The sequence below is a fragment of the Pseudomonas marginalis genome, assembly GCF_001645105.1.
GTDB classification, from domain to species: domain Bacteria; phylum Pseudomonadota; class Gammaproteobacteria; order Pseudomonadales; family Pseudomonadaceae; genus Aquipseudomonas; species Aquipseudomonas petroselini.
The window spans coordinates 329,982-355,954 of the sequence record NZ_LKEG01000034.1; the positions used below are offsets into that span (position 1 = coordinate 329,982).

The 25,973-nt window shown below is 61.0% G+C and carries 30 protein-coding genes; 16 read left to right on the top strand and 14 right to left on the bottom strand.

Going from position 1 to position 25,973, the window contains the following annotated elements:
* Positions 1 to 14: 14 nt before the first annotated feature.
* The 3 genes from AO064_RS10820 to AO064_RS10830 form a co-directional block, all read right to left on the bottom strand.
* Complete coding sequence (locus AO064_RS10820; protein WP_064053263.1) at positions 15 to 1,511, bottom strand: YifB family Mg chelatase-like AAA ATPase; 1,497 nt, start codon at positions 1,509 to 1,511, stop codon at positions 15 to 17.
* Between the two features lie 93 nt (positions 1,512 to 1,604).
* Positions 1,605 to 2,039, bottom strand: coding sequence for a hypothetical protein (locus tag AO064_RS10825; RefSeq protein ID WP_064053264.1), 435 nt, complete (start codon positions 2,037 to 2,039; stop codon positions 1,605 to 1,607).
* A 9-nt stretch (positions 2,040 to 2,048) separates the two neighbouring features.
* On the bottom strand, positions 2,049 to 2,309 hold the full coding sequence (locus AO064_RS10830; RefSeq protein ID WP_010207460.1) for an accessory factor UbiK family protein: 261 nt from the start codon (positions 2,307 to 2,309) through the stop codon (positions 2,049 to 2,051).
* A gap of 420 nt (positions 2,310 to 2,729) precedes the next feature.
* On the opposite strand from AO064_RS10830, the gene glnK reads away from it, so the two are divergent.
* The 4 genes from glnK (at position 2,730) to sutA (ending at position 5,510) form a co-directional block, all read left to right on the top strand.
* The gene (glnK, locus tag AO064_RS10835) at positions 2,730 to 3,068 is read left to right on the top strand and encodes a P-II family nitrogen regulator (RefSeq protein WP_002555808.1); all 339 of its coding nucleotides are present in this window, start codon (positions 2,730 to 2,732) and stop codon (positions 3,066 to 3,068) included.
* A gap of 34 nt (positions 3,069 to 3,102) precedes the next feature.
* Complete coding sequence (locus AO064_RS10840) at positions 3,103 to 4,443, top strand: ammonium transporter (protein WP_064053265.1); 1,341 nt, start codon at positions 3,103 to 3,105, stop codon at positions 4,441 to 4,443.
* A 211-nt stretch (positions 4,444 to 4,654) separates the two neighbouring features.
* Positions 4,655 to 5,080, top strand: a complete 426-nt coding sequence (locus tag AO064_RS10845; protein WP_046034875.1) for a secondary thiamine-phosphate synthase enzyme YjbQ — start codon at positions 4,655 to 4,657, stop codon at positions 5,078 to 5,080.
* A gap of 103 nt (positions 5,081 to 5,183) precedes the next feature.
* A complete protein-coding gene (gene sutA / locus AO064_RS10850; protein WP_015886504.1) occupies positions 5,184 to 5,510 on the top strand; it encodes a transcriptional regulator SutA in 327 nt (108 codons plus the stop codon).
* A 184-nt stretch (positions 5,511 to 5,694) separates the two neighbouring features.
* On the opposite strand, the gene AO064_RS10855 is transcribed toward sutA, so the two are convergent.
* The 6 genes from AO064_RS10855 to lptM are packed head-to-tail and all read right to left on the bottom strand — an operon-like array spanning position 5,695 to position 10,280.
* Positions 5,695 to 6,390 (bottom strand): HAD family hydrolase, encoded by a 696-nt coding sequence (locus tag AO064_RS10855; protein ID WP_046034876.1) that lies wholly within the window; start codon positions 6,388 to 6,390, stop codon positions 5,695 to 5,697.
* Positions 6,387 to 7,286 (bottom strand): tyrosine recombinase XerC, encoded by a 900-nt coding sequence (gene xerC, locus AO064_RS10860; RefSeq protein ID WP_064053266.1) that lies wholly within the window; start codon positions 7,284 to 7,286, stop codon positions 6,387 to 6,389. The genes AO064_RS10855 and xerC overlap by 4 nt, the downstream gene beginning before the upstream one ends.
* Before the next feature lie 2 nt (positions 7,287 to 7,288).
* On the bottom strand, positions 7,289 to 8,005 hold the full coding sequence (locus tag AO064_RS10865; protein ID WP_064053267.1) for a DUF484 family protein: 717 nt from the start codon (positions 8,003 to 8,005) through the stop codon (positions 7,289 to 7,291).
* 13 nt (positions 8,006 to 8,018) lie between these two features.
* Positions 8,019 to 8,849 (bottom strand): diaminopimelate epimerase, encoded by an 831-nt coding sequence (gene dapF, locus AO064_RS10870; RefSeq protein WP_015886501.1) that lies wholly within the window; start codon positions 8,847 to 8,849, stop codon positions 8,019 to 8,021.
* Between the two features lie 3 nt (positions 8,850 to 8,852).
* Complete coding sequence (lysA, locus tag AO064_RS10875; protein ID WP_064053268.1) at positions 8,853 to 10,100, bottom strand: diaminopimelate decarboxylase; 1,248 nt, start codon at positions 10,098 to 10,100, stop codon at positions 8,853 to 8,855.
* Positions 10,101 to 10,109: 9 nt separating this feature from the next.
* A complete protein-coding gene (gene lptM / locus AO064_RS30175) occupies positions 10,110 to 10,280 on the bottom strand; it encodes an LPS translocon maturation chaperone LptM (protein WP_010207449.1) in 171 nt (56 codons plus the stop codon).
* A gap of 238 nt (positions 10,281 to 10,518) precedes the next feature.
* On the opposite strand from lptM, the gene cyaY reads away from it, so the two are divergent.
* The 3 genes from cyaY (at position 10,519) to rnk (ending at position 11,614) form a co-directional block, all read left to right on the top strand.
* Positions 10,519 to 10,851 carry an iron donor protein CyaY gene (gene cyaY / locus AO064_RS10880; protein WP_015886499.1) on the top strand — a complete coding sequence of 111 codons (333 nt, stop codon included), beginning with the start codon at positions 10,519 to 10,521 and terminating at the stop codon, positions 10,849 to 10,851.
* Positions 10,852 to 10,853: 2 nt separating this feature from the next.
* The gene (locus tag AO064_RS10885) at positions 10,854 to 11,072 is read left to right on the top strand and encodes a DUF1289 domain-containing protein (protein ID WP_064053269.1); all 219 of its coding nucleotides are present in this window, start codon (positions 10,854 to 10,856) and stop codon (positions 11,070 to 11,072) included.
* Between the two features lie 131 nt (positions 11,073 to 11,203).
* Complete coding sequence (gene rnk, locus AO064_RS10890; RefSeq protein WP_015886497.1) at positions 11,204 to 11,614, top strand: nucleoside diphosphate kinase regulator; 411 nt, start codon at positions 11,204 to 11,206, stop codon at positions 11,612 to 11,614.
* Positions 11,615 to 11,641: 27 nt separating this feature from the next.
* Here rnk and AO064_RS10895 read toward each other — a convergent pair whose 3' ends face one another.
* The 3 genes from AO064_RS10895 to AO064_RS10905 form a co-directional block, all read right to left on the bottom strand.
* Positions 11,642 to 14,482 (bottom strand): class I adenylate cyclase, encoded by a 2,841-nt coding sequence (locus AO064_RS10895; protein WP_046034878.1) that lies wholly within the window; start codon positions 14,480 to 14,482, stop codon positions 11,642 to 11,644.
* Positions 14,483 to 14,649: 167 nt separating this feature from the next.
* Positions 14,650 to 14,904: a TIGR02647 family protein gene (locus AO064_RS10900; RefSeq protein ID WP_010207442.1), complete on the bottom strand. Its 255-nt coding sequence runs from the start codon at positions 14,902 to 14,904 to the stop codon at positions 14,650 to 14,652.
* Between the two features lie 85 nt (positions 14,905 to 14,989).
* A complete protein-coding gene (locus AO064_RS10905) occupies positions 14,990 to 15,274 on the bottom strand; it encodes a hypothetical protein (RefSeq protein WP_010207441.1) in 285 nt (94 codons plus the stop codon).
* Positions 15,275 to 15,398: 124 nt separating this feature from the next.
* On the opposite strand from AO064_RS10905, the gene AO064_RS10910 reads away from it, so the two are divergent.
* A complete protein-coding gene (locus tag AO064_RS10910) occupies positions 15,399 to 16,058 on the top strand; it encodes a glutathione S-transferase family protein (RefSeq protein ID WP_046034879.1) in 660 nt (219 codons plus the stop codon).
* A gap of 37 nt (positions 16,059 to 16,095) precedes the next feature.
* Here the strand turns inward: AO064_RS10910 and argH are convergent, their stop codons facing one another.
* Positions 16,096 to 17,490, bottom strand: a complete 1,395-nt coding sequence (gene argH, locus AO064_RS10915; protein WP_064053270.1) for an argininosuccinate lyase — start codon at positions 17,488 to 17,490, stop codon at positions 16,096 to 16,098.
* A 501-nt stretch (positions 17,491 to 17,991) separates the two neighbouring features.
* Between argH and AO064_RS10920 the strand changes: the two genes are divergently transcribed.
* From AO064_RS10920 to AO064_RS10950, 7 genes are all read left to right on the top strand, one after another.
* Positions 17,992 to 18,738 (top strand): LytR/AlgR family response regulator transcription factor, encoded by a 747-nt coding sequence (locus AO064_RS10920; protein WP_015886493.1) that lies wholly within the window; start codon positions 17,992 to 17,994, stop codon positions 18,736 to 18,738.
* Positions 18,739 to 18,874: 136 nt separating this feature from the next.
* Positions 18,875 to 19,816: a hydroxymethylbilane synthase gene (gene hemC / locus AO064_RS10925; RefSeq protein WP_064053271.1), complete on the top strand. Its 942-nt coding sequence runs from the start codon at positions 18,875 to 18,877 to the stop codon at positions 19,814 to 19,816.
* The gene (locus tag AO064_RS10930; protein WP_064053272.1) at positions 19,813 to 20,571 is read left to right on the top strand and encodes a uroporphyrinogen-III synthase; all 759 of its coding nucleotides are present in this window, start codon (positions 19,813 to 19,815) and stop codon (positions 20,569 to 20,571) included. The genes hemC and AO064_RS10930 overlap by 4 nt, the downstream gene beginning before the upstream one ends.
* A gap of 18 nt (positions 20,572 to 20,589) precedes the next feature.
* Complete coding sequence (locus AO064_RS10935) at positions 20,590 to 21,702, top strand: uroporphyrinogen-III C-methyltransferase (RefSeq protein WP_015886490.1); 1,113 nt, start codon at positions 20,590 to 20,592, stop codon at positions 21,700 to 21,702.
* A gap of 5 nt (positions 21,703 to 21,707) precedes the next feature.
* Positions 21,708 to 22,949, top strand: a complete 1,242-nt coding sequence (locus AO064_RS10940) for a heme biosynthesis protein HemY (RefSeq protein WP_064053273.1) — start codon at positions 21,708 to 21,710, stop codon at positions 22,947 to 22,949.
* 245 nt (positions 22,950 to 23,194) lie between these two features.
* Positions 23,195 to 23,716, top strand: a complete 522-nt coding sequence (locus AO064_RS10945) for a disulfide bond formation protein B (RefSeq protein WP_064053274.1) — start codon at positions 23,195 to 23,197, stop codon at positions 23,714 to 23,716.
* Positions 23,717 to 23,925: 209 nt separating this feature from the next.
* Positions 23,926 to 24,384, top strand: coding sequence for an Rsd/AlgQ family anti-sigma factor (locus AO064_RS10950; protein ID WP_064053275.1), 459 nt, complete (start codon positions 23,926 to 23,928; stop codon positions 24,382 to 24,384).
* 54 nt (positions 24,385 to 24,438) lie between these two features.
* On the opposite strand, the gene AO064_RS10955 is transcribed toward AO064_RS10950, so the two are convergent.
* Positions 24,439 to 25,116, bottom strand: a complete 678-nt coding sequence (locus AO064_RS10955; protein ID WP_064053276.1) for an FKBP-type peptidyl-prolyl cis-trans isomerase — start codon at positions 25,114 to 25,116, stop codon at positions 24,439 to 24,441.
* 192 nt (positions 25,117 to 25,308) lie between these two features.
* On the opposite strand from AO064_RS10955, the gene AO064_RS10960 reads away from it, so the two are divergent.
* The coding region (locus AO064_RS10960; RefSeq protein WP_208602900.1) for an AlgP family protein at positions 25,309 to 25,973 on the top strand (665 nt) is incomplete at its 3' end.

Genomic DNA, 25,973 nt, shown 5'->3' on the forward strand with positions numbered 1-25,973 from the left:
GTTCTGCGCCAGGCTCAAGTGATCGCCGCCGGGCGGTATTGCAAGGCCTCCTTCAGATGGTCGCGCGTGATGGCATCAACCTGCTCCAGATCCGCCAGGGTCCGCGCCACCTTGAGCAGCCGATGCGCCGCACGCAGCGACAGGGTCAATCGCTCGCAGGCGGTCTCCAGCCAGCCTTCATCGACCTTTGCCAGCGTGCAGTGACGGCGTAGCCCAGGCAGGTCAAGGAAGGCATTCGCGCAGCCCTGACGCCGCAACTGGCGTTCCCGTGCCTCGGCTACCTCTGCCGAGGCCTTCGCTGTGGTATCGCCGGCCTGCTGGATTGGATTCAGCGCAGTGGTTTCCCGAGCAACGGTCAGGTGCAGGTCGATGCGATCCATCAACGGCCCGGACAGCTTGTTGCGATAGCGCTGAATTTGCTCCGGCGTACAGCGACAGCGCCCACTGGGTTCACCCAGGTAGCCGCAGGGGCAGGGGTTCATGGCCGCCACCAGTTGAAAGCGCGCCGGGAAACTCACTCGGTCACGGGCGCGGGAGATCACGATATGCCCCGACTCCAAGGGTTCACGCAGTACCTCCAGCACTTTGCGATCAAATTCCGGCAGCTCATCCAGGAACAGCACCCCGTGATGGGCCAGGGTGATCTCCCCCGGCTGCGGTTTCGAGCCGCCTCCCACCAGCGCTGGCCCTGAGGCGGAATGGTGTGGCTGGCGAAACGGCCGGTGCGGCCAATGGCTCAGCGGTGCCAGGCTGACGACCGACTGAATCGCAGCCACTTCCAGCGCCTCCTGTTCACTCAGGGGTGGCAACAACCCCGGCAGTCGGCTGGCGAGCAACGTCTTTCCCGTGCCCGGCGGCCCGCTGAACAGCAGGTTATGCGCGCCCGCCGCTGCGATCAGCAGCGCGCGCTTGGCCGCCAGTTGGCCCTGGACTTCACTCAGGTCTGGATACGGCTTATTCAAGTACAGCAAGCCGTCGGACTTATACGGTTCAATCGGCACATGCCCATTCAAGTGCGCCACCACCTGCAGCAAGTGATCCACCGCGATCACCTTCAACCCTGAAGCCAGGCACGCCTCCTCGGCATTCGCCCGCGGCACTATCAGGGTACGCCCGGCCTTGCGTGCCGCCAATGCGGCCGGCAACACACCTTTCACCGCCCGGACTTCACCGGACAGCGCCAACTCCCCAAGGCACTCCACGTCATCGAGCATCAGCGCCGGCACCTGCACACTGGCGGCCAGGATCCCCAGGGCAATCGCCAAGTCAAAACGCCCGCCGTCCTTGGGCAAGTCGGCGGGCGCGAGGTTGAGGGTGATGCGGCGGGACGGGTATTGAAGCGCGGAGTTGAGGATCGCGCTGCGCACGCGGTCCTTGCTTTCCTTGACCGCCGTTTCCGGCAAGCCCACCAGCGTCAGCGACGGCAGACCATTGGCCATGTGCACTTCGACGGTGACGGCAGGGGCTTCGACGCCGATCTGGGCGCGGCTGTGGACAATGGCGAGGGACATGCTCGTTCCTTGAAAGGGAGGGCCGCTTGCTGCGGTTTTTCAAAGGTAGTCGAGGGAGTGCAGGTGCAAGGGAGCAGACTTTTACAGGACGTATCAACGTGCAAAGGCGCTGGGGTAGTTGGCCAGGTAGGCATTGTTGAGTTGTGTGTCGGGGGCGCGCATGAACGTGCGCAAATCAGGGATCAGGAGCACCCGCAACAACGTGATGCTCAGCGCGATGCCTAACTGAGCGATCAGGCCGTTCATGGCGAAACTGCTCCCCAACAGTGCAAAGCCCGCCGCGACGCAGAGGTTGCGAGGCACTCGGTTGGCGAGCCAGCCCAGGATCGGCCCGAGCAGAATGGGAATGGACGACAGCATGCTTTTGGTGCGCAGTGCCAGGGAGACCTGATCGTCGTCTGCAAACAGCGGAATGATCGACGGTTGCAACGGGTCGCGTACGCCGGCGACGGCGCTGCTGAGCAGCATCACGGCCCCGACGCTAGCGGATAGAGCAACCATCAACAGCGCGGTCAGCAGGCCGGCCATGGAGGCCGGTTATTCGCCTGCTGGCGTCAACCGTGCTTCAAGCTCCGCTACCTTCGCCTCCAGGCTCTCCAGGCGTGCACGCGTACGGGCGAGCACCACCATCTGGCTGTCGAATTCTTCCCGGCTGACCAGGTCGAGCTTGCTGAAGCCGCTCTGCAGCAGCGCCTTGAACTGGCTTTCGATTTCATTGCGGGGCAGGGGGGTGTCACCGCTGAACAGGCGAGAGGCGTGGCCGCTCAGGGCGTCGAGGAGGTCTTTGGGCGCGAGCATGGGAAATATTCCGGAAAACTGTTGGCCGGCAGTGTATCACGCAGCGTCTATAGTCTTTTCGTGACCCGGGCGCACGCTTTTCGCGCAGGGGGCTGGGCGGTGGCGCACTGTTTTTGTGCGCATTGTGGTCGTCAGCACCGGCGCTGGGTCGGCATAAGTGGGCAAAGGACTGATTTCAGTGATTTTTACGGAGCTGGCAAGGTTTCTGCTTAGACGATCATGACCCATGCACTGATGCAGTCGCTGTGACGAATGCAGTGCGCCGACGGATCAGGGGTACAGGTTTCGTCACCAGTGGTTCGCTGGCGTCGCAAAGGCAAATGCCGAGGCGACGATGCGTTACAAAGCCAGGCACTGCGCTTAGACTTGAGACGGGTTTGTTTTCCTGGGGCAAGTCCACCAATTCGGGAGAGAGTTTTCATGAAGCTAGTCACTGCCATCATCAAGCCGTTCAAGTTGGACGATGTACGCGAGTCGTTGTCCGAGATCGGCGTGCAGGGCATTACCGTTACTGAGGTCAAAGGCTTCGGTCGGCAGAAGGGTCACACCGAGCTGTATCGCGGCGCGGAATACGTGGTCGATTTCCTGCCGAAGGTGAAGATTGATGTCGCCATTGACGACAAGGATCTTGACCGGGTTATCGAGGCGATAACCAAGGCCGCCAACACCGGCAAGATTGGTGACGGCAAGATCTTCGTGGTCAATCTGGAACAGGCTATTCGCATCCGTACCGGCGAAACCGATACCGACGCAATCTAAGCCGCCAAACCCCAACGCCCCAGGAGAAAACAATATGACTCTGCGTAAATTCGCAGGGCTCGGAGCCCTGTTGTCCATCGTAATGCCAAGCCTGGCCATGGCGGCAGACGAAGTGGCTGCTCCAGTCCTCAATTCCGGCGACACCGCCTGGATGCTGACCGCCACCGCCTTGGTGCTGTTCATGACTATCCCGGGCCTGGCGCTGTTCTACGGCGGCATGGTTCGTTCCAAAAATATTCTGTCGGTGATGATGCAGTGCTTCGCCATCACTGGCCTGATCAGCATCCTGTGGGTCGTCTACGGTTACAGCATCGCGTTCGATACGACCGGGATGGAGCAGGGCGTCGTCAACTTCAATTCCTTCTTCGGCGGCATGGGCAAGGCGTTCCTGGCGGGCGTTACCCCGGCCAGCATCACCGGGCCTGCGGCGCTGTTCCCGGAAGCCGTGTTCATCACCTTCCAGATGACCTTCGCCATCATCACCCCGGCGCTGATCGTCGGTGCTTTCGCCGAACGCATGAAGTTCTCGGCGATGCTGATCTTCATGGCTATCTGGTTCACCCTGGTCTATGCGCCGATCGCGCACATGGTCTGGAGCGGTAACGGTGGCCTGATGTGGGATTGGGGCGTGCTGGACTTCGCCGGCGGCACCGTGGTTCACATCAACGCCGGTGTGGCTGGCCTGGTGGCGTGCCTCGTGCTCGGCAAGCGCAAAGGCTTCCCGACCACGCCAATGGCCCCGCACAACCTTGGTTACACCCTGATCGGTGCCGCCATGCTGTGGATCGGCTGGTTCGGCTTCAACGCCGGTTCTGCCGCTGCCGCTAACGGCACCGCCGGCATGGCGATGCTGGTCACCCAGATCGCTACCGCTGCGGCGGCGTTGGGTTGGATGTTCGCCGAATGGATCACCCACGGTAAGCCAAGCGCACTGGGCATCGCCTCGGGTGTGGTGGCGGGTCTGGTTGCCATCACTCCGGCTGCTGGCACCGTGGGCCCGATGGGCGCGCTGATCATCGGCCTGGCGGCGGGTGTCGTGTGCTTCTTCTGCGCAACGACGCTGAAACGTAAACTGGGCTACGACGATTCCCTGGACGCCTTTGGTGTACACGGTATCGGCGGTATCCTCGGTGCGATCCTGACCGGTGTTTTTGCTGCACCATCGATGGGTGGCTTCAACGCGGCGACCACTGATATCGCGGCCCAGGTCTGGACTCAGTGCAAAGGCGTCGGCTTCACCGTGATCTACACGGCCATCGTGACCTACATCATCCTCAAGGTGCTGGACATGGTCATGGGCCTGCGGGTCACCGAAGAAGAAGAGGCTGTCGGCCTCGACCTGGCACAACACAACGAGCGCGGCTACAACTTGTAAGTACGCGAAAAAAAGATGCCCGGCTCGCCGGGCATTTTTTTGCCTGGCGTTTGTCAGTCATAACAAGCTGTACCGGTTTTCGCCTCAAGTTTGTGATGGGGCGCACACGGCACTTTTCTGCGTGCGAATGTCTTACAGCCATGTAGGCGTATTCGGCACTTTGTTTTTTCCCAGAGCGCGCTAGAATGCGCGCCGATGGGCGGAGAACTGTATGTGGCAACAGACCCTGATTACTCTGCGGGCCAAGCCCCGGGGCTTTCACCTGGTGACCGATGAGTTGCTGGCCGGCTTGCCTGAATTAAAGGCCTGTCGCGTGGGCTTGTTGCATCTGTGGCTGCAGCACACCTCGGCCTCGTTGACCGTCAACGAGAATGCCGATCCGGCGGTTCGCCGTGACTTCGAACGTTTTTTCAACTCGCTGGTGCCGCAAGGCCTTGCAGGGTTTGAACACAACGACGAAGGTCCGGATGACCTGCCGGCGCACTTCAAGGCCAGTCTCCTGGGCTGCCAGCTGAGTTTGCCGGTGAAGGCCGGGCGCTTGGCGATGGGGACCTGGCAAGGTGTTTATCTGGGCGAGCACCGTGATCATGGCGGTGCTCGTAAAGTCCTCGCCACCTTGCACGGTGATGGGGCATAAGCCACTGGTTATCCGGTGGATGTTGATTTTTTTCCAGCCGCCGTCGACAGAGGGTGAAGCTGGGCTATAACTAATCTGCTTTTCGCAAGTCATGAGGTAGAACATGAGCGACGATGATCTGGAAAACGACGAACTCGAAGTAGGTGACGAAGACGACACCGAAGAAGGTCTTGAAGCGGCGGCGGAAGACGTTGCTGACGACGACGGTGGCGATGATGCACCTGTTCCGGCTGCCAAAGGCAAAGCCAAGGCTGCGGTGTCGGTAGATGAATTGCCGAGCGTTGAAGCCAAGAACAAAGAGCGTGATGCCCTGGCCCGTGCGATGGAAGAATTCCTCGCTAAAGGCGGCAAAGTGCAGGAAGTCGAGGCTAACGTGGTGGCAGACCCACCGAAGAAGCCGGATAACAAGTACGGCAGCCGACCTATCTGAGGTCAGTCACCTGCTTGTAAGAAAAAGCCCGCCGTCGCTGCGGGTTTTTTCATGCCTGGAGGTCACTGGCGATAAAAAATGTGGGAGGGGGCTTGCCCCCGATAGCGGTGTATCAGCCAACGAATATATTGGCTGACCCACTGTAATCGGGGGCAAGCCCCCTCCCACATTTTGACCTGCGGTATTACTTCCAGCTGCGCAGCAGTTCCGGCAGTTCCGTCAGGCTACGAATTTCTGCATCCGGGCGCTTTTGCGCCTCCCATGCCTTACCCGTCGGGTTAAACCACACCGCCCGCAGCCCGGCCTGCTGCGCCCCGGCAATGTCATCGCCTGGATGATCGCCCACATGCACCGCCGCCCCGGCCTCCACGCCACCGCGCTGCAACGCCTCCTGAAACAAGCGGGCATCCGGCTTGGCGATGCCGATATCTTCGGCGCGCAGGGCAAAGTGAAAGTAATCCGCCAGGCCCACGCGCTGCACATCAGCATTGCCGTTGGTGATCACCCCGAGCAAAAAGTGCTGGCGCAGGGCTTGCAGCATCGGCTCGGCTTCCGGGAACACCGTGAGCTGGTGTCGCGCGTGAATGAACGCCTCAAAGCACACATCCGCCATTTGCGTGGCTTCAGGCTGTGGATAACCGGCTTCTTCAAACGCATGCATCAACACCCGGTGGCGCAGGATGCTGATGCGGTGTTTGAGTTCTGGATGACGTTGCAGCACCTGCTGGCGCAGGCTGGCGAAATGCTCCAGGGGCAGGTCGCCGACCTTGGACGCGTTTGCCGCCAGCCATTCGCGCATCGACGCCTCGGCGCTGATGATGACAGGTACGTTGTCCCAGAGCGTGTCGTCCAGGTCGAAGGTGATCAGCTTGATACTCATGAGTCGCCGCCCTTGATGCGTTTGGCCCGTGGATGGGCGCTGTCATACACCGTTGCCAGGTGTTGGAAGTCCAGGTGGGTGTAGATCTGTGTGGTCTTGATGTCGGAGTGGCCGAGCAGCTCTTGAACCGCGCGCAGGTCCTGGGACGATTCCAGCATATGGCTGGCAAAAGAGTGTCGCAGCATGTGTGGGTGCAGGTTCTGCCCCAACTCGCGCTCGCCGGCGGCCTTGACCCGCACCTGAATCGCCCGTGGCCCCAGGCGGCGGCCTTGTTGGCTGACAAACACCGCGTCATCCGCCGGGTTGGTCAGCAGGCGCAGCGGCAGCCACAGCTGCAAGGCTTCCCGCGCTTTGCGGCCCACCGGCAGGACGCGGGTCTTGCTGCCCTTGCCGAGCACCTGCACCAGGCCGTCGGCGAGGTCCAATTGATCCAGGTTCAGGCCGGTCAGCTCTGACAAGCGCAAACCCGAGGAATAGAACAGCTCCAGGATCGCCTGGTCACGATGAGCGAGGAAGTCGTCCTCGACGGCGCCATCCAGCAATTGCAGGGCGCGGTCAGTGTCCAGGGTCTTGGGCAGGCGTCGCTCACCCTTGGGCGGCGACAGGCCGTTGGCCGGGTCGTGGTCGCAGAGGCCTTCACGGTTAAGGTAGTGATAGAGCCCGCGCACCGCCGAGAGCAGGCGCGACAGGCTGCGCGAGGACTGGCCGGCCTGGTGCAGGCGCGCGATCAGGCTGCGCAGGCCCTGGATATCCAAGGCCTTCCAGCTGCTGATCTGTTGTTTCTCGCAGTACGCCAGGACCTTGTTCAAGTCCCGTCGGTAGGCTTCCAGGGTATGGGGCGACACCTGGCGCTCGTTGCGCAGGTGAGCGCAGTAAGCGTCCAGTTGCCGTTCCATCGCTAGCGCACCGCGCGCAGGGCGGTGGTGAAGCGCGGCAGGACGCGGCCCAGCACTTCGGCGATGTAGGTCAGGAACAGCGTGCCGACTGAGCTTTTATAGTGCTGAGGATCACGGCTGGCGATGGCCAACACGCCGTGCAGGCCCTGATGGCTGAGGGCGACCACGGCGGTGGAGCCGATCTGCTTGCGCTGTTCAGCGCCAAACAGGAAGTCCAGCTCATGCTCACGCAAGGTGCCGCTGATGGTCTTGCCTTCGGACAGCAGCCCGCCGATGGCGGTTTGTGCATCGCTGCCGCTGACCCAGCGACCCACCGGCATCGGGTTGTCGCTGAACAGGATCAGGCTCACGAATGGCACCTGGAAGTCTTGGCGCAGGCTGTCTTCCACGGCGATCACCGTTTCTTCCAGGCTGGTGGCGTCCATCAGGGTCAGAATCAGGCGACGGGTTTTCTCGAACAGGCGGTCGTTGTCGCGGGCGACGTCCATCAAGTGCGAGAGCTTGTGGCGCATTTCGATATTGCGCTCACGCAGGATCTTCATCTGCCGCTCCACCAGCGACACCGTATCACCGCGTTGATGGGGGATGCGCAGTGCCGGCAGCAACTCTTCGTGCTCGACGAAGAAGTCCGGATTAGCCTCAAGATACGCCGCGACGGTAGCGGCCTCCAGGCTGTCGCTCGTGATTGCTTGTGCGGGTACTTGAGGCTTATCGGTCATTGGCTTGACTCACTCATAGACGGACCTGTCCTTCGTATACGCGCGAGGCCGGCCCGGTCATCATCACCGGGTGGCCAGGGCCTGCCCACTCGATGGACAAGCGTCCACCGGGCAGGTCGATCAGCAACGGCGAATCCATCCACCCCTGGCTGATCGCGGCCACGGCAGCGGCGCAAGCACCGGTACCGCAGGCCTGGGTTTCGCCGGCGCCGCGTTCCCACACACGCAATTGCGCGCGGGTACGGTCGATCACCTGCAGGAAGCCCACGTTGACCCGTGCCGGAAAGCGCGGGTGGTGTTCGATCTTCGGCCCCCATTCATGCACGGGCGCGTTGTTGATGTCGTTGACACGCAGCACCGCGTGGGGATTGCCCATGGACACGGCGGCGATGTCGACGGTCTTGCCGTCGACATCCAGCGCATAGCTGACAGCCTGCTCGGTGGCCTCGAACGGAATGTCCGCCGGCACCAGGCGTGGCGCGCCCATGTTGACGCTGATCTGGCCGTCGCTGCGGATATCCAGCTCGATCACGCCGCTCTTGGTCTCGACGCGGATCTGCCGTTTGGCGGTCAGGCGCTTGTCCAGCACAAAGCGCGCGAAGCAGCGCGCGCCGTTGCCGCACTGCTCCACTTCGGAACCGTCGGAGTTGAAGATCCGGTAACGGAAATCCACCTCCGGGTTGCTTGGCGCTTCGACGATCAGCAATTGATCGAAACCGATGCCGGTGTGACGGTCGCCCCACTGTTTAGCGTGTTTGGGCAGGATATGCGCGTGCTGGCTGACCAGGTCGAGGACCATGAAATCATTGCCCAGCCCGTGCATCTTGGTAAAACGCAGCAGCATGGCTTACTCCGGCAGCAGGCTTTCGCCAGCATACAACTCGGCTACCGTCTCGCGGCGACGCACTTCGAACGCTTGATCACCGTCCACCAGCACCTCGGCGGTACGCCCGCGGGTGTTGTAGTTGGAACTCATGACAAACCCGTAGGCACCGGCCGAATGCACGGCCAGCAGATCGCCTTCTTCCAGGGCCAGCTGACGATCCTTGGCCAGGAAGTCGCCGGTCTCGCAGATCGGACCGACGATGTCATAGGCGCGGGCTTCGCTGTTGCGAGGCGTCACGGCGGTGACATTCATCCAGGCCTGGTACAGCGCCGGGCGGATCAGGTCGTTCATCGCCGCATCGACGATGGCGAAATCCTTGTGTTCGGTGTGCTTGAGGTACTCGACCTGGGTCAGCAGCACGCCCGCGTTGGCGACGATATAACGGCCCGGCTCGAACATCAGCGTCAGGTCGCGGCCTTCGATGCGCTCGCGCACGGCTTGGATATAGTCGGCAATCAGCGGCGGCTCTTCATCACGGTAACGCACGCCCACACCGCCACCCAGGTCGATGTGGTGCAGGTAGATGCCGCATTCGCCCAGGCGGTCGATCAGCGCCAACAGGCGGTCGAGCGCATCCAGGAACGGAGGCAGGCTGGTCAGTTGCGAGCCGATATGGCAGTCGACGCCCAACACTTCCAGGTTCGGCAGTTGCGCGGCGCGGATGTACACGTCTTCGGCGTCGGCAATGGCGATGCCGAACTTGTTCTCTTTGAGACCGGTGGAAATGTACGGGTGGGTGCCGGCGTCGACATCCGGGTTGACGCGCAGGGAGATCGGCGCACGAACGCCCATCTCGGCGGCCACCACTTGCAGGCGCTCCAGCTCGTCGGTGGATTCGATGTTGAAGCAGTGCACGCCGACTTCCAGGGCGCGACGCATGTCTTCGCGGGTCTTGCCGACACCGGAGAAGACGATCTTGTCAGCCTTGCCGCCGGCAGCCAGTACACGTTCCAGCTCGCCACGGGAGACGATGTCGAAACCAGCGCCCAGGCGCGCCAGGACATTCAGTACGCCCAGGTTGGAGTTGGCCTTGACCGCATAGCACACCAGGTGCGGCACGCCATCGAGCGCGTCGGTGAAGGAGCGGTACTGGGCTTCGATATGCGCACGCGAGTACACATAGGTCGGGGTACCAAAGCGCTCGGCAATCGCGGACAACGCCACGCCTTCCGCGAACAGCTCGCCGTCCCGGTAGTTAAAAGCGTCCATGGAGTACCCTTATTCGTAGGTGTCGTGCTTATGCGCTTTGGAAGGTTTTTGCGACGATTGCGCCTGTTCATTCGGGTCTTTGCTGTCATCGGGCAGGTACAGCGGGCCTTTTTGACCACAGGCACTAACGAGGCAAGCGACCGCGACGAGCGCAGCAAGGGAAGAGATCAGGCGCTTCATGGCGAAATCCTTGAATATGCATTAATTGCGCCCGAGTATACCGACCACCCGCCAGCTTGCCTATGCGCCGGAATACCCGTCCGGCGGGGCTTTGCCGAGACAGTCGGGAAGCGGACTACGCTGGTTGAGGATATTTCACGCCGTCAATCGCGTTGAAATCGGTATCCTTTGCAATCGGCGGGGCTCGCCCGTATCGTGCGGCGCTTGAGCAAAACCAGACACTTTTGAGGTTGCCACAATGAGTTTGACCGAAGCCCGTTTTCACGACCTGGTGGATTCGACCCAGCAGGCGCTGGAAGATATTTTCGACGACAGCGGCCTGGACGTGGACCTGGAAAACTCGGCCGGCGTGCTGACCGTCAAGTTCGAGAGCGGCCAGCAGTTGATCTTCAGCCGCCAGGAGCCGTTGCGTCAGCTTTGGCTGGCTGCGCGTTCCGGCGGCGTTCACTTCGACTACGACGAAGAAAGCGGCAAATGGCAGTGCGACAAGAGTGAAGAACTGCTGAGTGAAATGCTCGCGCGCCTGGTCAGCGAGTACACCGGCGCCGACCTGGATTTCGACGAGATCTGACCGTGACCCAGCCTGCACCTGTCCGCCCGCCCAAGCCGCTGTTCAGCAATGTCAGCCCGGCGGTGCCGTCACCTTGTATCAGTTTGTGTCGCCTGGACGAGCAGAAAGTCTGCCTCGGCTGCTTCCGCCACGTGGAAGATATCCGTGAATGGCGCTCTGCCGATGATGCCCGGCGCCGGGTGATCTGTGCCGAGGCCGAGCAGCGCCGGGCCCACGTCTGAGGCCGTCTTGTTTATTTGTGACGCTGTGGTAGTGTCCGGGTACGCCTCAACTCATCGAGGCCCGTGAGAACCCCGCCTTTTCCTGGCGGGGTTTTGCTTTTTTGTGCAGAAAAAAGGAGTCTGCCTCAATCATGACCGCACCTTCCATCATTCTTACCCGTCTCGACGTGCAGCGTCTTGAGCAACTGATCGACCGTGTAGGCGAGGACTCGCCGGGTGTCGAAGCCCTTCAGCACGAACTCGACCGCGCCGAAGAAGTGGTTGGCCACGATGAAGTGCCTGCAACGGTCGTGACCATGAATTCCAGTGTGCATTGCCGCGAGCAAGGCAGTGGCAAGGACTACCACCTGACGTTGGTTTACCCCAAGGACGCCAACGCCGATGAAGGCAAGATCTCGATCCTGGCGCCGGTGGGCAGTGCGTTGCTCGGCCTAAAGGTCGGCCAGCATATCGATTGGCCTGCACCGGGCGGCAAGACCCTCAAGCTCGAACTGCTGAGTGTCGAAGGCCAGCCAAAAGACGGCGGTGCCTTCTCGCTTTAGGTGCCTCTCGCTTTAAAAGGCAGCGTGCTAAATCTGGCTCAGCGCCTCGTTGAGTGACAGCTCCAGCTCGGCCTTGTAACGCAGGTACAGGTTGCTCGGGCTTTGCACATCGCCGAGCAGGCCGGACAGGTCCAGGTCAGTGATGTAGCAGCGGTAACGCTCGGTCTCCCGGCGTTGCCCGACGATTTCCTGGGCGACCACTGCAAACAGCTGGTCGCCAAATTCCAGCTCGGAAAACTCCCGCTGATTGCAGTACAGGGTAATCCCCACCTGACCCGGCGCCGCTTTGCCGATAATCGCCTGCACGTCATAAAACGGTTTGTTTGCCGGGTTCAGCGGCGCCGGTCGAGGCTCGATGCCGCGCGCGCGACCGCTGCCCGCAGGCAATAGTTGGTAATACAAGATGTGCACCGCGCCCAGCGGCTCTTGCGGGTCCAGCGGCGACAACGCGTCGCGGCGATAAATGATCGACTGCAAAAAACGCTGCAAAGGCGCCAACAGGCTCTGTTCATCATGGAACGGCAAGCGCTGCTGCCAGAGCGCGTTGAATTCATCCAACACATACAGCTCGGCGAAGCCTTCGTTGACCCGGTAGAACACCTGCACGCTATCGGCCTGGCCCATGGGCAACAGCAGCGCCAGGTCGTGGTCTTCCAGGGCCATGGCGTCCAGGTGCAGCGGGCTGTAGCTGGCCAGTTCTTCGCTGAGGTAGGCGATCAGCGCATCCTGGGTCGGTAACGACACATGGGTGGCTTGGCCCGGCATCAGTTCCATCACGTGATAGTGCTGCTGCACCTGGAGCAGATAGCGGTGGTTGCCCTGGCCCAGCAGCAGGTTCTGCGCGGTGTCGAAGATCTCTTCCACCCGCTGCGCAATGAATTGCGCACGGTTGTGGCAGAAGCAGCGCACTCGCAGGCGTGGCAGGTGGTCCGGCGGTAACTGGTTGAGGTAATCGCGCAGGCAGTCGAGCAAGGCGTGGGGGCCGTCATAGCGGCTGACCATCACCTCGTTCCAGCTATTGAGCGTGACCTGGTCCAGGGTCAGCACCAAGTTATCGCGCACACCGGCATAGCTCAGGGAATCGGTGCGCTCGGTGGTCATCAGGATATTCAGGTCACGGTGATGCTTGAGCGGGTCGACGCCGACGTTGATCAGCAGCAACACTTCTTCGGGGACTGCCGAGCGCAGCAAGCGGTCTTCATCCACGCTGGCCAGGGGCAGGGCGATGGTCTGTTGCAGGCTGCCCAGCAGGTTGAACAGCTCGAATTCAGTCATGTCGCTGGTGCCGGGGTGCAAGGCCAGGCGCGTGCTGCTGTCGATCACGCCGTTGCGATGGCACCAGGTGAGCATTTCCAGCAAATCGCGGCTGCGTTTGATCGGCGCGAAATGCTCCCATTCCAGGGCTGTCAGGTTACCGTTGTACAGGCCCCAGTGGTGCTGGCCCGGCTCCTTGCGGTTGGGCGATTGCACCAGGGTCAGCGTGTCTTCGGCCAGGTCCGGGGCGATGCCGGGGTTGATGAACTCGACTTTGCCGGCCTTGCGCTCGAACGCGGCGTACAGGCGCCGCCCCAGCACATTGAGGTCGCGTTTGTTGATCAGGCTGACGGTCTGTTCGGTGCGGGCGAACTGGGTCAGGAAGCGATAGCTGTAATTGAGCTCGCTGACCAGCGCCCGGCGCTCCGAGGCCACCTGGCGCACTTTCCATTGGCTGCGGCTGTCGAGCAGCGTCAATTGGCGCTGGTCCCAGCCCCATTCGTGGGCCAGACGCTCCAGCAGCAGCCGTTGCCAACTGGTGGTGCGCTGGCCGGCGCTGAGCTTGCGGTTGACCTTCAGGTACAGCGCGCGTCGCACCAGTTCCAGGCGCTCAGGTTCATGGCGGGCCTTGAGGTATTCCTCGATACGGCGGTACACCACGATGTACGGGTCCAACTCGTCCAGGTCCATCTGGTTGGCGAATACCGCACGCTTGAAGCGCAGGCTCAGGCAGTGCACGTTCGGGTGTTCGCTGGCGTAGACCTCGGTCAGCAGCAGCTTGAGCACGGATTTGTAGGGCGACTCGATGCCCTTGAACAATTGCCACAGCCCGGCACCGATGAATTCGCCCGGGGGAATGCGTGCCAGATGGCCGAGGTCCAGGGTTTCATCGGCACGGATAAAACGCTTGGAAATCAACGTGTGAGTGAACTCGGCATAGTGGGTCTCTTCGTACACCGGCACCAGCCACCAGATCGGCGTACGCCCGGCGAGCCAGATGGCGGTGCGGTAGAACTCGTCCAGCAGCAGGTAATGCTGGGTGGTGCCGCAGTCATCGGAGCTCAGTTGCGTGTCGCGCTCGCCGAGTACAAAGCGTGTCGGCTCGATCAGGAAGAAGTGCGCCTCGGCGCCCATGGTCAGGGCCCAGGCTTCCAGCAACTGGCATTTTTTGCGCAGTTCGGCCAGTTCACTCTCACTCAGGTCGGCGGCGTGGCAGACCCACACATCCATGTCGCTCTGGTCGGCTTGGGCCAGGGTGCCAAGGCTGCCCATCAGGAACAGGCCGTGGATCGGTCGCGGCGGGTTGCCGTGGCGTGGCTTGTAGGAGAACGAGCGGGTCAGGCGCTGGGCTTCTGCCAGGGCTTGGGTGTCGGGTTCGAAATTCGACAGGCCTGCCGGCGTGCTGCCCGACACATAACCGGGCAGCAGCGGGTGGTTGACGTGGAAGAACAACGGCAACAGGGTCAGCACGCTTTGCTGGCGGGGTGTCAGCCCCTCGACGGCCCGGGCCATACGCCCTTCGTTGAGGGCCATGAAACGCGCGCGCAATTGAGCCAGCACCTTGCGGTCGATGCCTTCGTCCAGGTCGGGGCGGATTTCATGGGTGCGGGTCATGTCGAACTCGGTGGCTCGCAGGGCCCGACGTGGGCGGCCGTGTAGGAGTTTACAGCCAGTAGCGTAGGAGGTTTAGAGGGAAATAGATTTTGACGTCAGAATTTTCGCACTTCCACAGCAACGCCCCCGGAATCCGCAAGAGGCGGACTCCATGGGCGGTATAGGTATCAGGCGGCTTCTTTGGTAGTGGCAGTGGTCAAGATAGTCAGCAGGGTCTGGGCCTGCTCTGCGGCGTCCCGGCCAAGGCTGGTCAGGTAGCCCCCGTCCGGTTGGTCGATAAGTCCTTTCGCGTGGAGGCGTTTGGCAGCGGCGATGGCAGTAGGCGCGGCGGTCTGGTGGACTTTCAGACCTTCTTTGGTGCTGTCCAATGGGAAGAGTACAAGGATTTCCAGTTCGGCAACCAACTCAGGGGTATACGACATAAGGACTCCAGACTTTCTAAGAATTTATTAGAGGCTAGCAGGCCATAAGGTGAACGCACTTTGCCGAACTGTCCAGTAGGAGCAATTATTGCTTTTCAGGCGGCAATTCCGGCAAGGCGCGCAGTGCAGTTTCATACCATTCGGTATTGAAGGCACGGTCTTCTTCCAGCAATGCGTCGATCTCGACAGCCAGCACGTGAGCCATCAGTTGCAGGATCTCTTCACGCTCGTAGCCCACCAGGGTCAGCTTGTTGAACGTGGCCTTGGCCGCTGGTGGGTTTTCGCTTTCGATCTGGTTCTCGATCGCTTCGATCAGGGTGGTTTCGGCGAATTCTTCTTCGTCGTTGTCGATATCGGTCGGCTCGCTCATGGCAGGCTCCTCAAGGAAAGGGCGCCAGTCTACCCCCATTCAGGCGGGTGATGCTGCTGGCACGGCCAGGCGGGGGGCGCTATAACGCTTGCAGCCAACCCGCACACGGCCTGGAGGCTTTGCGATGCTCAAGCTTTACGGATTTTCGGTCAGCAACTACTACAACATGGTCAAGCTGGCGCTGCTGGAGAAAGGGTTGCCGTTCGAAGAGGTGCCCTTTTATGCCGGGCAAACCCCAGAGGCCTTGGCTGTCAGCCCGCGCGGCAAGGTGCCGGTGCTGGGCGTGAAGCAGGGGTTTATCAACGAGACCAGCGTGATCCTCGAATACATCGAGCACACCCAGGAGGGCCGTGCGCTGCTTCCGGCCGAGCCGTTTCAGCGTGCTCAGGTGCTGGCGTTATGTCGCGAGATTGAGCTGTATATCGAACTGCCTGCGCGTGCATGTTTCGCCGAGGCGTTTTTTGGAATGCCGGTGGCGGAGGCGATCAAGGAGAAGTCCAAGGCCGAGTTGTTGTTGGGTTTTGGTTCGTTGGGTCGGCACGGCAAGTTCGCGCCGTATGTGGCGGGGGAGAGCTTCACGATTGCGGATTTGTATTTCATGTACAGCGTGAACCTCGCCTGTGCGGTGGGCGAGAAGCTGTTTGGACTGGATGTGCTGGATGGAATGCCGGCGGCCAAGGCGTTGCTGGAAAGGTTGCATGCCATGCCAAACGCCCAGAAAGTGGCGGCAGACAGGGAGGCGGCGATGCCGGCGTTTATGGCGATGATCGCGGCCAAAAAGTGATCAAGTGTGGGAGGGGGCAAGCCCCCTCCCACATTTTTCAGCGGCTAGCCAGTAAGGCCTGGCCGCGCACGACGGCTGCCTTCACCTGTGCCGGCGCAGTCCCGCCCACATGATTACGGGCATTTACCGAGCCTTCCAGGGTCAGCACGGCAAACACGTCCTGCTCGATCTGGTCGCTGAACTGACGCAGTTCTTCCAGGCTCATTTCCGCCAAGTCCTTGCCGGTGTCCACGCCGTACTTCACCGCGTGACCAACGATTTCGTGGCAGTCGCGGAACGGCAGGCCGCGGCGTACCAGGTAGTCCGCCAGGTCGGTCGCGGTGGAGAACCCGCGCAGCGCCGCTTCACGCATGATCGCGTGCTTGGGCTTGATCGCCGGGATCATGTCGGCAAACGCGCGCAGCGAGTCGCGCAGGGTGTCGGCGGCGTCGAACAACGGCTCCTTGTCTTCCTGGTTGTCTTTGTTGTAGGCCAGTGGTTGGCCTTTCATCAGGGTCAGCAGGCCCATCAAGGCGCCGAATACGCGGCCACTCTTGCCACGCACCAGCTCGGGCACGTCGGGGTTTTTCTTTTGCGGCATGATCGAGCTGCCGGTGCAGAAGCGGTCCGGCAGGTCGATGAACTGGAATTGCGCGCTGGTCCACAGCACCAGCTCTTCGGAGAAGCGCGACAGGTGCATCATCGCGATGCTGGCGGCGGCGCAGAATTCGATAGCGAAGTCACGGTCCGACACACCATCCAGCGAGTTACCGCCGACGGCGTCGAAGCCCAGCAATTGCGCGGTGTACTCGCGGTCGATCGGGTACGTGGTGCCGGCCAGCGCGGCGCTGCCCAATGGCATGCGGTTGGCGCGCTTGCGGCAGTCCACCAGGCGTTCATAGTCGCGACTGAGCATTTCGAACCAGGCCAGCAAGTGGTGGCCGAAGGTCACGGGTTGCGCGGTCTGCAGGTGAGTGAAACCGGGCATGATGGTGTCCGACTCACGCTCGGCCTGTTCCAGCAGGCCTTTCTGCAGGCGGGTGATTTCGCCCAGGATCAGGTCGATTTCATCACGCAGCCACAGACGGATATCGGTGGCGACCTGGTCGTTACGGCTACGGCCGGTGTGCAGTTTTTTGCCGGTCACACCGATGCGGTCGGTGAGGCGGGCTTCGATGTTCATGTGCACGTCTTCCAGGTCGACGCGCCAGTCAAACGTGCCGGCTTCGATCTCGCCACGGATGGTGTTGAGGCCGTCGATGATGCTGTCGCGCTCGGCGTCGGTCAGCACGCCGACCTTGGCCAGCATCGTCGCGTGGGCGATGGAGCCCATGATGTCATGGCGGTACAGGCGCTGGTCGAAGGTGACGGAGGCGGTGAAGCGGGCGACGAAGGCGTCGACGGGTTCACTGAAGCGGCCGCCCCAGGACTGGTTGGTCTTGTCGGTGCTCATGAGTTCGCTCGTGATCTGCTTATAAGGAGACTGGGAAGTGTGCCGGCGATAATAACAGGGTTGTCCGCAGAGGCGGTGCTGCGGGTGGTCGGCATTTTTATTTGCGCAATGGATGGCTAAGTGCCTTGCCGCCGAACGCGTCGAGGACGAGACTGGTGCAGAGGCTTATTGAAACGATATTTGACGATTGAGCAATGTCGTCGCAGCGAGCGTCTACAGTTGGACTGATAGTGTGTGAATGCACCAAAGTCCGGTGATGCGGTCAGAACCCGGACTATCCATTTGAAAGGGGGGATTCGGATTGTGTATCAGCAAACCCTACGACAATGCCCGAAGGCAGCAGGTCTTGGGCGCTATTGAACAGGTCCGGGTAAATATGGGTGCCACTCTCAGGGCACTTTTTGCCGCTCGCGCTAGTCTTAGCGTGGATCGCTGTGACGCAAGTCACCGCACCTGTCTACGCTATCCTTGTGCGAGACTCACGCAGGAATCCAGCGCAATATGAATGTCCTGATCGTTGATGACGAACCCCAAGCCCGCGAGCGACTGAGCCGTTTGGTCAGTGAACTCGAGGGTTATGCAGTACTAGAGCCGAGCGCCACCACGGGCGAAGAGGCGTTGACGCTGATCGACAGCCTCAAGCCGGATGTGGTGTTGCTCGATATCCGTATGCCAGGCCTTGATGGCCTGCAAGTTGCCGCCCGATTGAGCGAGCGAGAGTCACCACCCGCCGTGGTGTTCTGCGCAGCCGGTGAAGAGTTCTCTGCGGAGACGCTTGAAGCCAGTGGTGTCAGCTTCCTCACCAAACCGGTGGCGGGCGAAACCTTGCTCAAAGCCCTTAAAAAGGCCGAGCGCCCAACCCGCGTCCAGCTTGCTGCCCTGACTCAGCCTGCCGCCCAAAGTGGTAACGGGCCGCGCAGCCATATCAGCGCACGCACACGCAAAGGTATCGAGCTGATCCCTTTGGGCGAGGTGGTTTATTTTATTGCGGATCACAAGTACGTGACCTTGCGCCACCAAGGCGGTGAAGTCTTGCTCGATGAACCGCTCAAGGCCCTTGAGGATGAATTCGGCGACCGCTTCGTGCGTATCCACCGCAATGCGCTGGTGGCCCGCGAGCGAATCGAGCGCCTGCAACGTACGCCTCTGGGGCATTTTCAGTTGTTCCTCAAAGGGCTTAACGGCGATGCGTTGATCGTCAGCCGACGCCATGTCGCCGGCGTGCGCAAAATGATGCAGCAGCTTTAGCCCGAGGCGTGGCGAGGTCTGCATTCGTTTTCCCGGTGCGACGTGGCCAGGGAGGCCGCGCACTTGCTGATACAAATCAAGGCATATCTGCCTGAGCTGTTATTATCTGCCGTATCTATTCAGTACGGATTGATCCATGTCCTCTCGCGAAATCCGCATCGCCACCCGTAAAAGCGCCCTGGCCTTGTGGCAGGCCGAATACGTCAAAGCACGCCTGGAGCAGGCTCACCCCGGCCTCAAGGTGTCCCTGGTGCCCATGGTCAGTCGCGGTGACAAACTGCTCGACTCGCCACTGTCGAAAATCGGCGGCAAGGGCCTGTTTGTCAAAGAGCTGGAAACCGCGCTGCTGGAAAACGAAGCGGACATTGCCGTGCACTCGATGAAAGACGTGCCCATGGACTTCCCCGAAGGCTTGGGCCTGTTTTGCATCTGCGAGCGTGAAGACCCGCGTGATGCGTTCGTTTCCAATACTTACGCGTCCCTGGATGCGCTGCCTTTGGGCAGCATCGTCGGTACGTCGAGCCTGCGCCGCCAGGCACAGTTGCTGACCCGCCGCCCGGACCTGCAGATCCGCTTCCTGCGCGGCAACGTCAACACCCGCCTGGCGAAGCTGGATGCGGGTGAATATGACGCGATCATCCTCGCAGCGGCTGGGCTGATCCGTCTGGGTTTCGAAGACCGTATCACTTCGGCCATCAGCGTCGAGGACAGCCTGCCTGCCGGTGGGCAGGGCGCCGTCGGCATTGAATGCCGTACCGCCGACACTGAGATCCACGCCCTGCTCAAGCCCCTGGATCACCACGAGACTGAAGTGCGCGTCACGGCTGAGCGTGCCCTGAACAAGCACCTCAACGGTGGCTGCCAAGTGCCGATCGCCTGCTACGCCGTGCTCGAAGGTGAAAACCTGTGGTTGCGTGGCTTGGTCGGAGACCCGGAAGGCGGCAACCTGCTGACCGCCGAGGTCCGTGGTCCGCAGTGTGACGCTACGGCGTTGGGTATCCAGGTGGCGCAAGCGCTGCTGGAGAAGGGCGCTGGTGCGATTCTGCAGAAAGTCTACGGCGAGGCCGGCCCGCAGTGACCGAATGGCGTGTGCTGCTGACGCGGCCTGCCGAGGAATCGATGGCCCTGGCGGCCTCGTTGTCCGAAGCCGGTATTTTCAGCAGCAGCTTGCCGTTGCTGGACATCGCGCCGCTCCCCGTCACACCTGAACAACAAGCCGTCTTCCGTGACCTGGGTCGCTACTGTGCCGTAATCGTTGTCAGCAAGCCGGCCGCGCGCCTTGCCGTGCAGCAGTTGGGTCAAGCCTGGCCGCATCTGCGATGGTTCAGTGTCGGTGCCGCCACCGCGCAGGTACTGGCCGAACATGGCCTTAACGTTCAGTATCCCCCTACAGGCGATGACAGCGAGGCCCTGCTTCAATTGCCTGCTTTGCGCGAGGCTATCGCACCCCCACACGCCCGAGTCTTGATTTTGCGGGGTGAGGGTGGTCGGGAGCTGCTGGCGGAGCGTTTGCGCGAGCAAGGTGCTAGTGTCGACTATCTGGAGTTGTATCGCCGTTTGCTTCCGGCCTACGACGCCGGTGTACTGATGCAACGCATCCAGTTGGAACGCTTGAACGGGCTGGTGGTCAGCAGTGGACAGGGTTTTTTACACCTGCAAGCCCTGGCTGGCCCCGATTGGCCACAGGTGGCGCAGCTGCCGTTGTTCGTGCCTAGCCCGCGGGTCCAGGAGATGGCGCGGGCCGCCGGCGCAGAAAAAGTTGTGGATTGTCGCGGTGCGAGTGCCGCGGCTTTGTTAGTGGCGATACGGAGCTATACCGTTCCCACTCTCTGAAACGCAAAGGACGGATACGTGAGCGAAACAGCCTTGCCTAAAGATGAAACCCAACCCGCACTTGATGCGCCGGTTGCGTCACCGGTCACCGCGCCGCGCCGTGGTAATGGCCTGGCAATCGTCGCCCTGTTGCTCGGCGCCGCGGGTGTTGCCGCCGGTGGTTGGGGGATCTGGCAGGTCCGCGCCCTGCAGGCCAGCAGCCAGCAGCAGTTGGGCCAGGTGCAGACCCTCGATGACCAATCCCAGTCCCTCAAGCAAAGCCAGCAACAACTGGCTGCGCGGCTGGCGCAGTTGCCGGGTGCGGATGAGCTGGAAGAGCGCCGTCGCCTGGTCGCCCAGTTGCAGGGTGATCAGCAGCGTCTGAGCCAGCGCCTGGAGACGGTGCTCGGGTCCAGCCGCAAAGACTGGCGCTTGGCCGAGGCCGAGCACTTGATTCGTCTGGCGAGTCTGCGCCTGTCTGCCCTGCAGGACATCAACAGTGCCCAGGCGCTGGTCCAGGGGGCCGACGAGATTCTTCGCGAGCAAAGCGATCCGGGTTCCTATGCCGCCCGTGAGCAATTGGCCAAGAGCCTTGCCGCGCTGCGCAGCACCGAGCAGCCGGACCGCACCGGGCTGTACCTGCAATTGGCGGCCTTGCGTGACCAAGTCGTGCAACTGGCGGCCATTGCCCCCGAGTATCAACTGACCGATCCTGCTTCCGAGGGGCGACCGACTACCGATACGCAAAGCCGTTGGAGCCAATGGTGGGAGCAGATTTCCCGTTACTTCCGTATCGACTTCAACCCCGACGATAACATTCGCCCACTGCTGGCCGGCCAAGGCCTGAACCAAGTGCGCCTGGCCCTGAGCCTGGCCCTGGAGCAAGCCCAATGGGCGGCGCTCAATGGCGAGTCGGCCGTCTACAGCCGCTCGCTGGGCGAGGCGCGCAGTGTGTTGCAGGACAACTTCAACCAGGACAACCCGCAGAGCAAGGCGATGCTGGCGCGTATCGCCGAACTTGAGCCGAAGGCGGTATCGGTGGTGACGCCGGACCTGGCCGCGAGCCTGGCTGCCGTGCAGGCTTACCTTGAGCGTCGTCATCTGTCTGCCGACGAAGCCAAGGCAGCGGCGACGTCGGCGAAGCAGGAGTAGAGCCGATGAAGCGTTTCTATGTGATCCTCGTGCTGGCGATTGCAATCGCGCTGGCACTGGCTGTAGGCATTTCGAAACACACCGGCTACGTGCTGATTACCTACCCGCATGTGCTGCATTACGAGTCGAGCCTGTGGGCGACGCTGGTGGCGGTATTTGCCGTCGGTTTGGCGATCTACCTGATCCGGGTGCTGTTGAGCCTGATTACCACCTCCGGCGGCGTGGTCAACCCGTGGTCGCGGCGTAACCGCAGCCGTCGTGTACAGGTCGCCATCGAGCAAGGCCAGATGGACCTTGCCGAAGGCCGTTGGGCCAGTGCCGAGCGCCACCTGCACCGTGCCGCCGAGGCCGAGCGCCAGCCGCTGCTGTACTACCTCGGCGCGGCGCGTGCCGCAAATGAACAGGGGCGCTACGAAGAGTCCGACGGCTTGCTGGAGAGAGCGTTGGAACGTCAGCCTCAGGCCGAGTTGGCGGTTGCCTTGAGCCATGCGCAATTGCAACTGGACCGCGGTGATACGGACGGCGCACTGATCACCTTGCAGGCGATGCACGAGCGCCATCCTCATAACGCCCAGGTCCTGCGTCAATTGCAGCGCCTGCATCAGCAGCGCGGTGATTGGTCGTCGGTGATCCGCTTGCTGCCCGAACTGCGCAAGGACAAGGTGCTGCCCGCCAGCGAGCTGGCCGAGCTTGAGCGTCGCGCTTGGGGGGAGAACCTGAGTCTCGCAGCCCAGCGCGAAGAACAAGGCGAAGCAGGCTTGCAGTCGCTTGAGCGGGCCTGGCAACAACTGACGTCCGCTCAGCGCCAAGAACCGCAACTGGTCTTGGCCTACGCCGAGCAACTGCGCCAGTTGGGTGCTGACACCCAGGCCGAAGAAGCGTTGCGTGGCGCGATCAAGCGCGGCTACGACAGCCACCTGATCCGACTGTACGGCCTGTTGCGCGGCAGTGATCCGGCCCGGCAGTTGAAGTTTGCCGAAGGTTGGCTCAAGGACCACCCCGGTGATGCCAGCCTGCTGCTGACGCTGGGTCGCCTGTGCCTGCAAAACAGTCTATGGGGCAAGGCGCGGGATTATCTGGAAAGCAGCCTCCAAGTGCAGCGCAATCCTGAGGCCTGTGCCGAGTTGGCGCGCTTGTTGGCTCAACTGGGTGACACCGAGCGCAGTAACCAGCTGTTCCAAGAGGGGCTGGGGCTGCTGGATAACCGATTGCTGGCGTCACCGCTGCCGGTTCCGGCGCGGGTCTGACGTAGGAAAGCGACGAGGGTTGGCTCAGCTATATCCAGCGGGCCACCCTTCGTTGCTTCGAAAACACTGCAAAAGACGGCTTTAGAGCGTTTGTGGGCAAGGTCCGACGCTCGATTGCGCAACGTCTTTCATCTTCTGGCGGCAAGTCCTTAACCGCTCGCGGAATCGTCTGCTCTAGTACGTATTGAAAGGGGTAAGGCCTTTCCTCTACCGTAGCGACCTATCTTTCGCGATGCGGATAAAGCATGTCTTTGGCCCCTTCACGCTCCTTGTTTTTCTTTGCGTTCCTGGCGGGTACGCTGACATTGGGCGCGTCCTTTTACCTCGAGTTCGGTGCTTCGTTGCGTCCTTGCTTCCTATGCCAGATGCAGCGGGGGTTCCTGGCGGCTTTCACATTGAACAATCTGGTCGCCACCCTCCATAACCCCAAACGTAGCGTTATTTGCCGGTACGGGCTGGCGAGCATGAGCTTCGCGCTGCTCGGTGCCATTACCGCCGTGCGCCAGGTACTGCTACAAAATGCCGCGCCGGACCAGACGGCGGACTGCTGGCCCAGCCTGCACTCCATGATCGAAAACCTGTCGTTTTGGCAGGCGCTGCAATTGACCGTCAAAGGCAGCGTCGACTGCATGGACATCAATTGGACGCTGTTTGACTTGAGCCTGCCGGAGTGGAGTCTGTTGTTCTTCCTGGGGATGTTGATCTTGGGCTTCATGCAGTTTTCACGGCTGTTTTTGAGCCAGCATTTGCGCCCGGTGGGGCGCTGAAAGGCAGTCGCAGTTTGTAGGGCGGGATTAAACACTTGTATGAACTTTCTCTCCTGCGTACCTTGAAGCCATAGTCATGCGGGCATAATCTGGCCCGCATGTCTTATTGAAACCGTTTGTCAGATGTGGCCTTGTCCGGCTGCCGCTTTATCCTTGAAGTGTTGCGCGGGCACCAGGCGGCAGCGCCCCTATAGGGAAGAGAGATCATCATGCTGGAAAGTTGTCAGAATGCTCAGGAACGCTGGGGTGGAGTGCACAAGCTGATCGACAGCTGGCTGAAGGCACGTCACGAACTGGTTCGGGCCTTTGATGCTCTCGGTGCCAAGCCCGAGGCACTGGCGGAGAATCGTGAACCGTTGCAGGATTTCTGCGGTGTGTTGGTGGACTACGTGTCAGCCGGCCATTTCGGCGTCTACGAACAGCTGACCAAGGAGGCGGAAGCCTTCGACGATCAGCGTGGCCTGGAATTGGCTGAGACCCTTTACCCGCGTATCGATGTCATCACCGAGAAGCTGCTGGCCTTCACCGACCTGTGTGATGCCGGAAACTGTGTTGCAGCAAAATTCAAAGAGTTGGGTGCACTGCTGCATGAGCGATTCGAACTGGAAGACTGCCTGATCGAAGTGCTGCACAACGCCCATAAGGAAGAGCCTGCCACTCAGGCCTGACCCTCGATAGCCATACAAAAAAACGGTGCGCATGGCGCACCGTTTTTTATTGGCTCAGTGTCGGGTACCGAGCAATTCGATCTCGAACACCAGGGGTGTATAAGGCGGGATCAATTCACCTGCACCGTCGGCGCCATACGCCTGGGCTGATGGGATCACCAGGCGCCATTTTGCCCCCACTGGCATCTGCTGCAACGCACTGCTCCAGCCGCTGATCACACTATCAAGACGAAACCACTGAGGTTGGGTGCTCTGGTCGAACACCGTTCCATCGGGTAACCGCCCCACGTATTTCACTTGAACTTGATCGCTGGCCGTTGGCTTGTCGCCAGTGCCGGGAGTGAGTTCGGTGAGCAGGATTCCATTCGCCAATTCGCGCACGCCTTTTGCGGCTTTCTCTTTGCTCAGGAATTGTTGTTCGGCAGCCAGGGCTTTTTCGCTTTGAGGTGCCTGCGTATCTGCTTCATTCTGTGCTTCGTGCTGGGCCAGAATCTGTTCGATGCGCGCGTTATCCAGCGCCAGCGGCTTGCCTTGATAGGCTTGCTCTAGGCCGTCGATCAACGCCTGGATCTGCAGGTCAGGGACCTCCTGGCGCAAGCGTTCACCGAGGCTTGCGCCCAGGCTGTAGGCGAGGTCATGCTGATTTTGTTCAGTGGTTTTGGACGGTGATTGCTCGCTCGCATTGGCCACCGAAATCGCCAGGCCAAGCACAAGAAAAAGGTAACGCGACATGGGTGGTCTCCCGCCGAAAGTGCGACGGATTATGCCAGTGTGAGCCGGTAAAAAGTGCCGCGTACTTTCGTTATAACGATAAGAATTTTCGTACGGTGCAACGCAAGGCAAACGATACTGTCAACATGCCCTAGCGGCGGTAAGAGCAGAGGGCTAGTATGAGCCGCACCCACGTCAGCCAGGAGGTAAACCATGTCGGCCAAACAGAAGCCTGTTAATACCCCGTTGCATTTACTCCAACAACTTTCGGGCAGCTTGCTCGAACATCTGGAAAGCGCCTGTTCCCAAGCGTTGGCCGATGCAGAAAAACTGCTCGCCAAGCTGGAAAAACAGCGCGGTAAAGCGCAAGAAAAGCTGCACAAATCCCGCACCAAATTGCAAGATGCCGCTACTGCCGGCAAGGCCAAGGCCCAAGCCAAAGCCAAGGACGCAGTCAAAGAACTTGAGGACCTGCTGGACGCCCTCAAGGATCGCCAAGCTGAAACCCGCGCCTACATTTCCCAACTCAAAAAAGATGCTCAGGAAAGCCTGAAACTGGCCCAGGGCGTTGGTCGTGTGAAGGAAGCTGTGGCTAAGGTGCTGGGCGCTCGTACCCCTGCAAAAGCTGTTGCAGCAAGCACGGCGAAAAAGCCAGCGAGCAAAGCTGTTGCTGCTAAGGCACCTGCTAAAGCCGCAGCAAAACCCGCTGCTGCGAAACCAGCTGCCAAGCCATCTGCTAAAACGGCTGCTGCAAAACCAGCCGCCAAGCCAGCTGCTAAAACGGCTGCTGCAAAACCAGCCGCCAAGCCAGTTGCCAAAACGGCTGCTGCAAAACCAGCCGCCAAGCCAGTTGCTAAAACCGCTGCTGCGAAACCAGC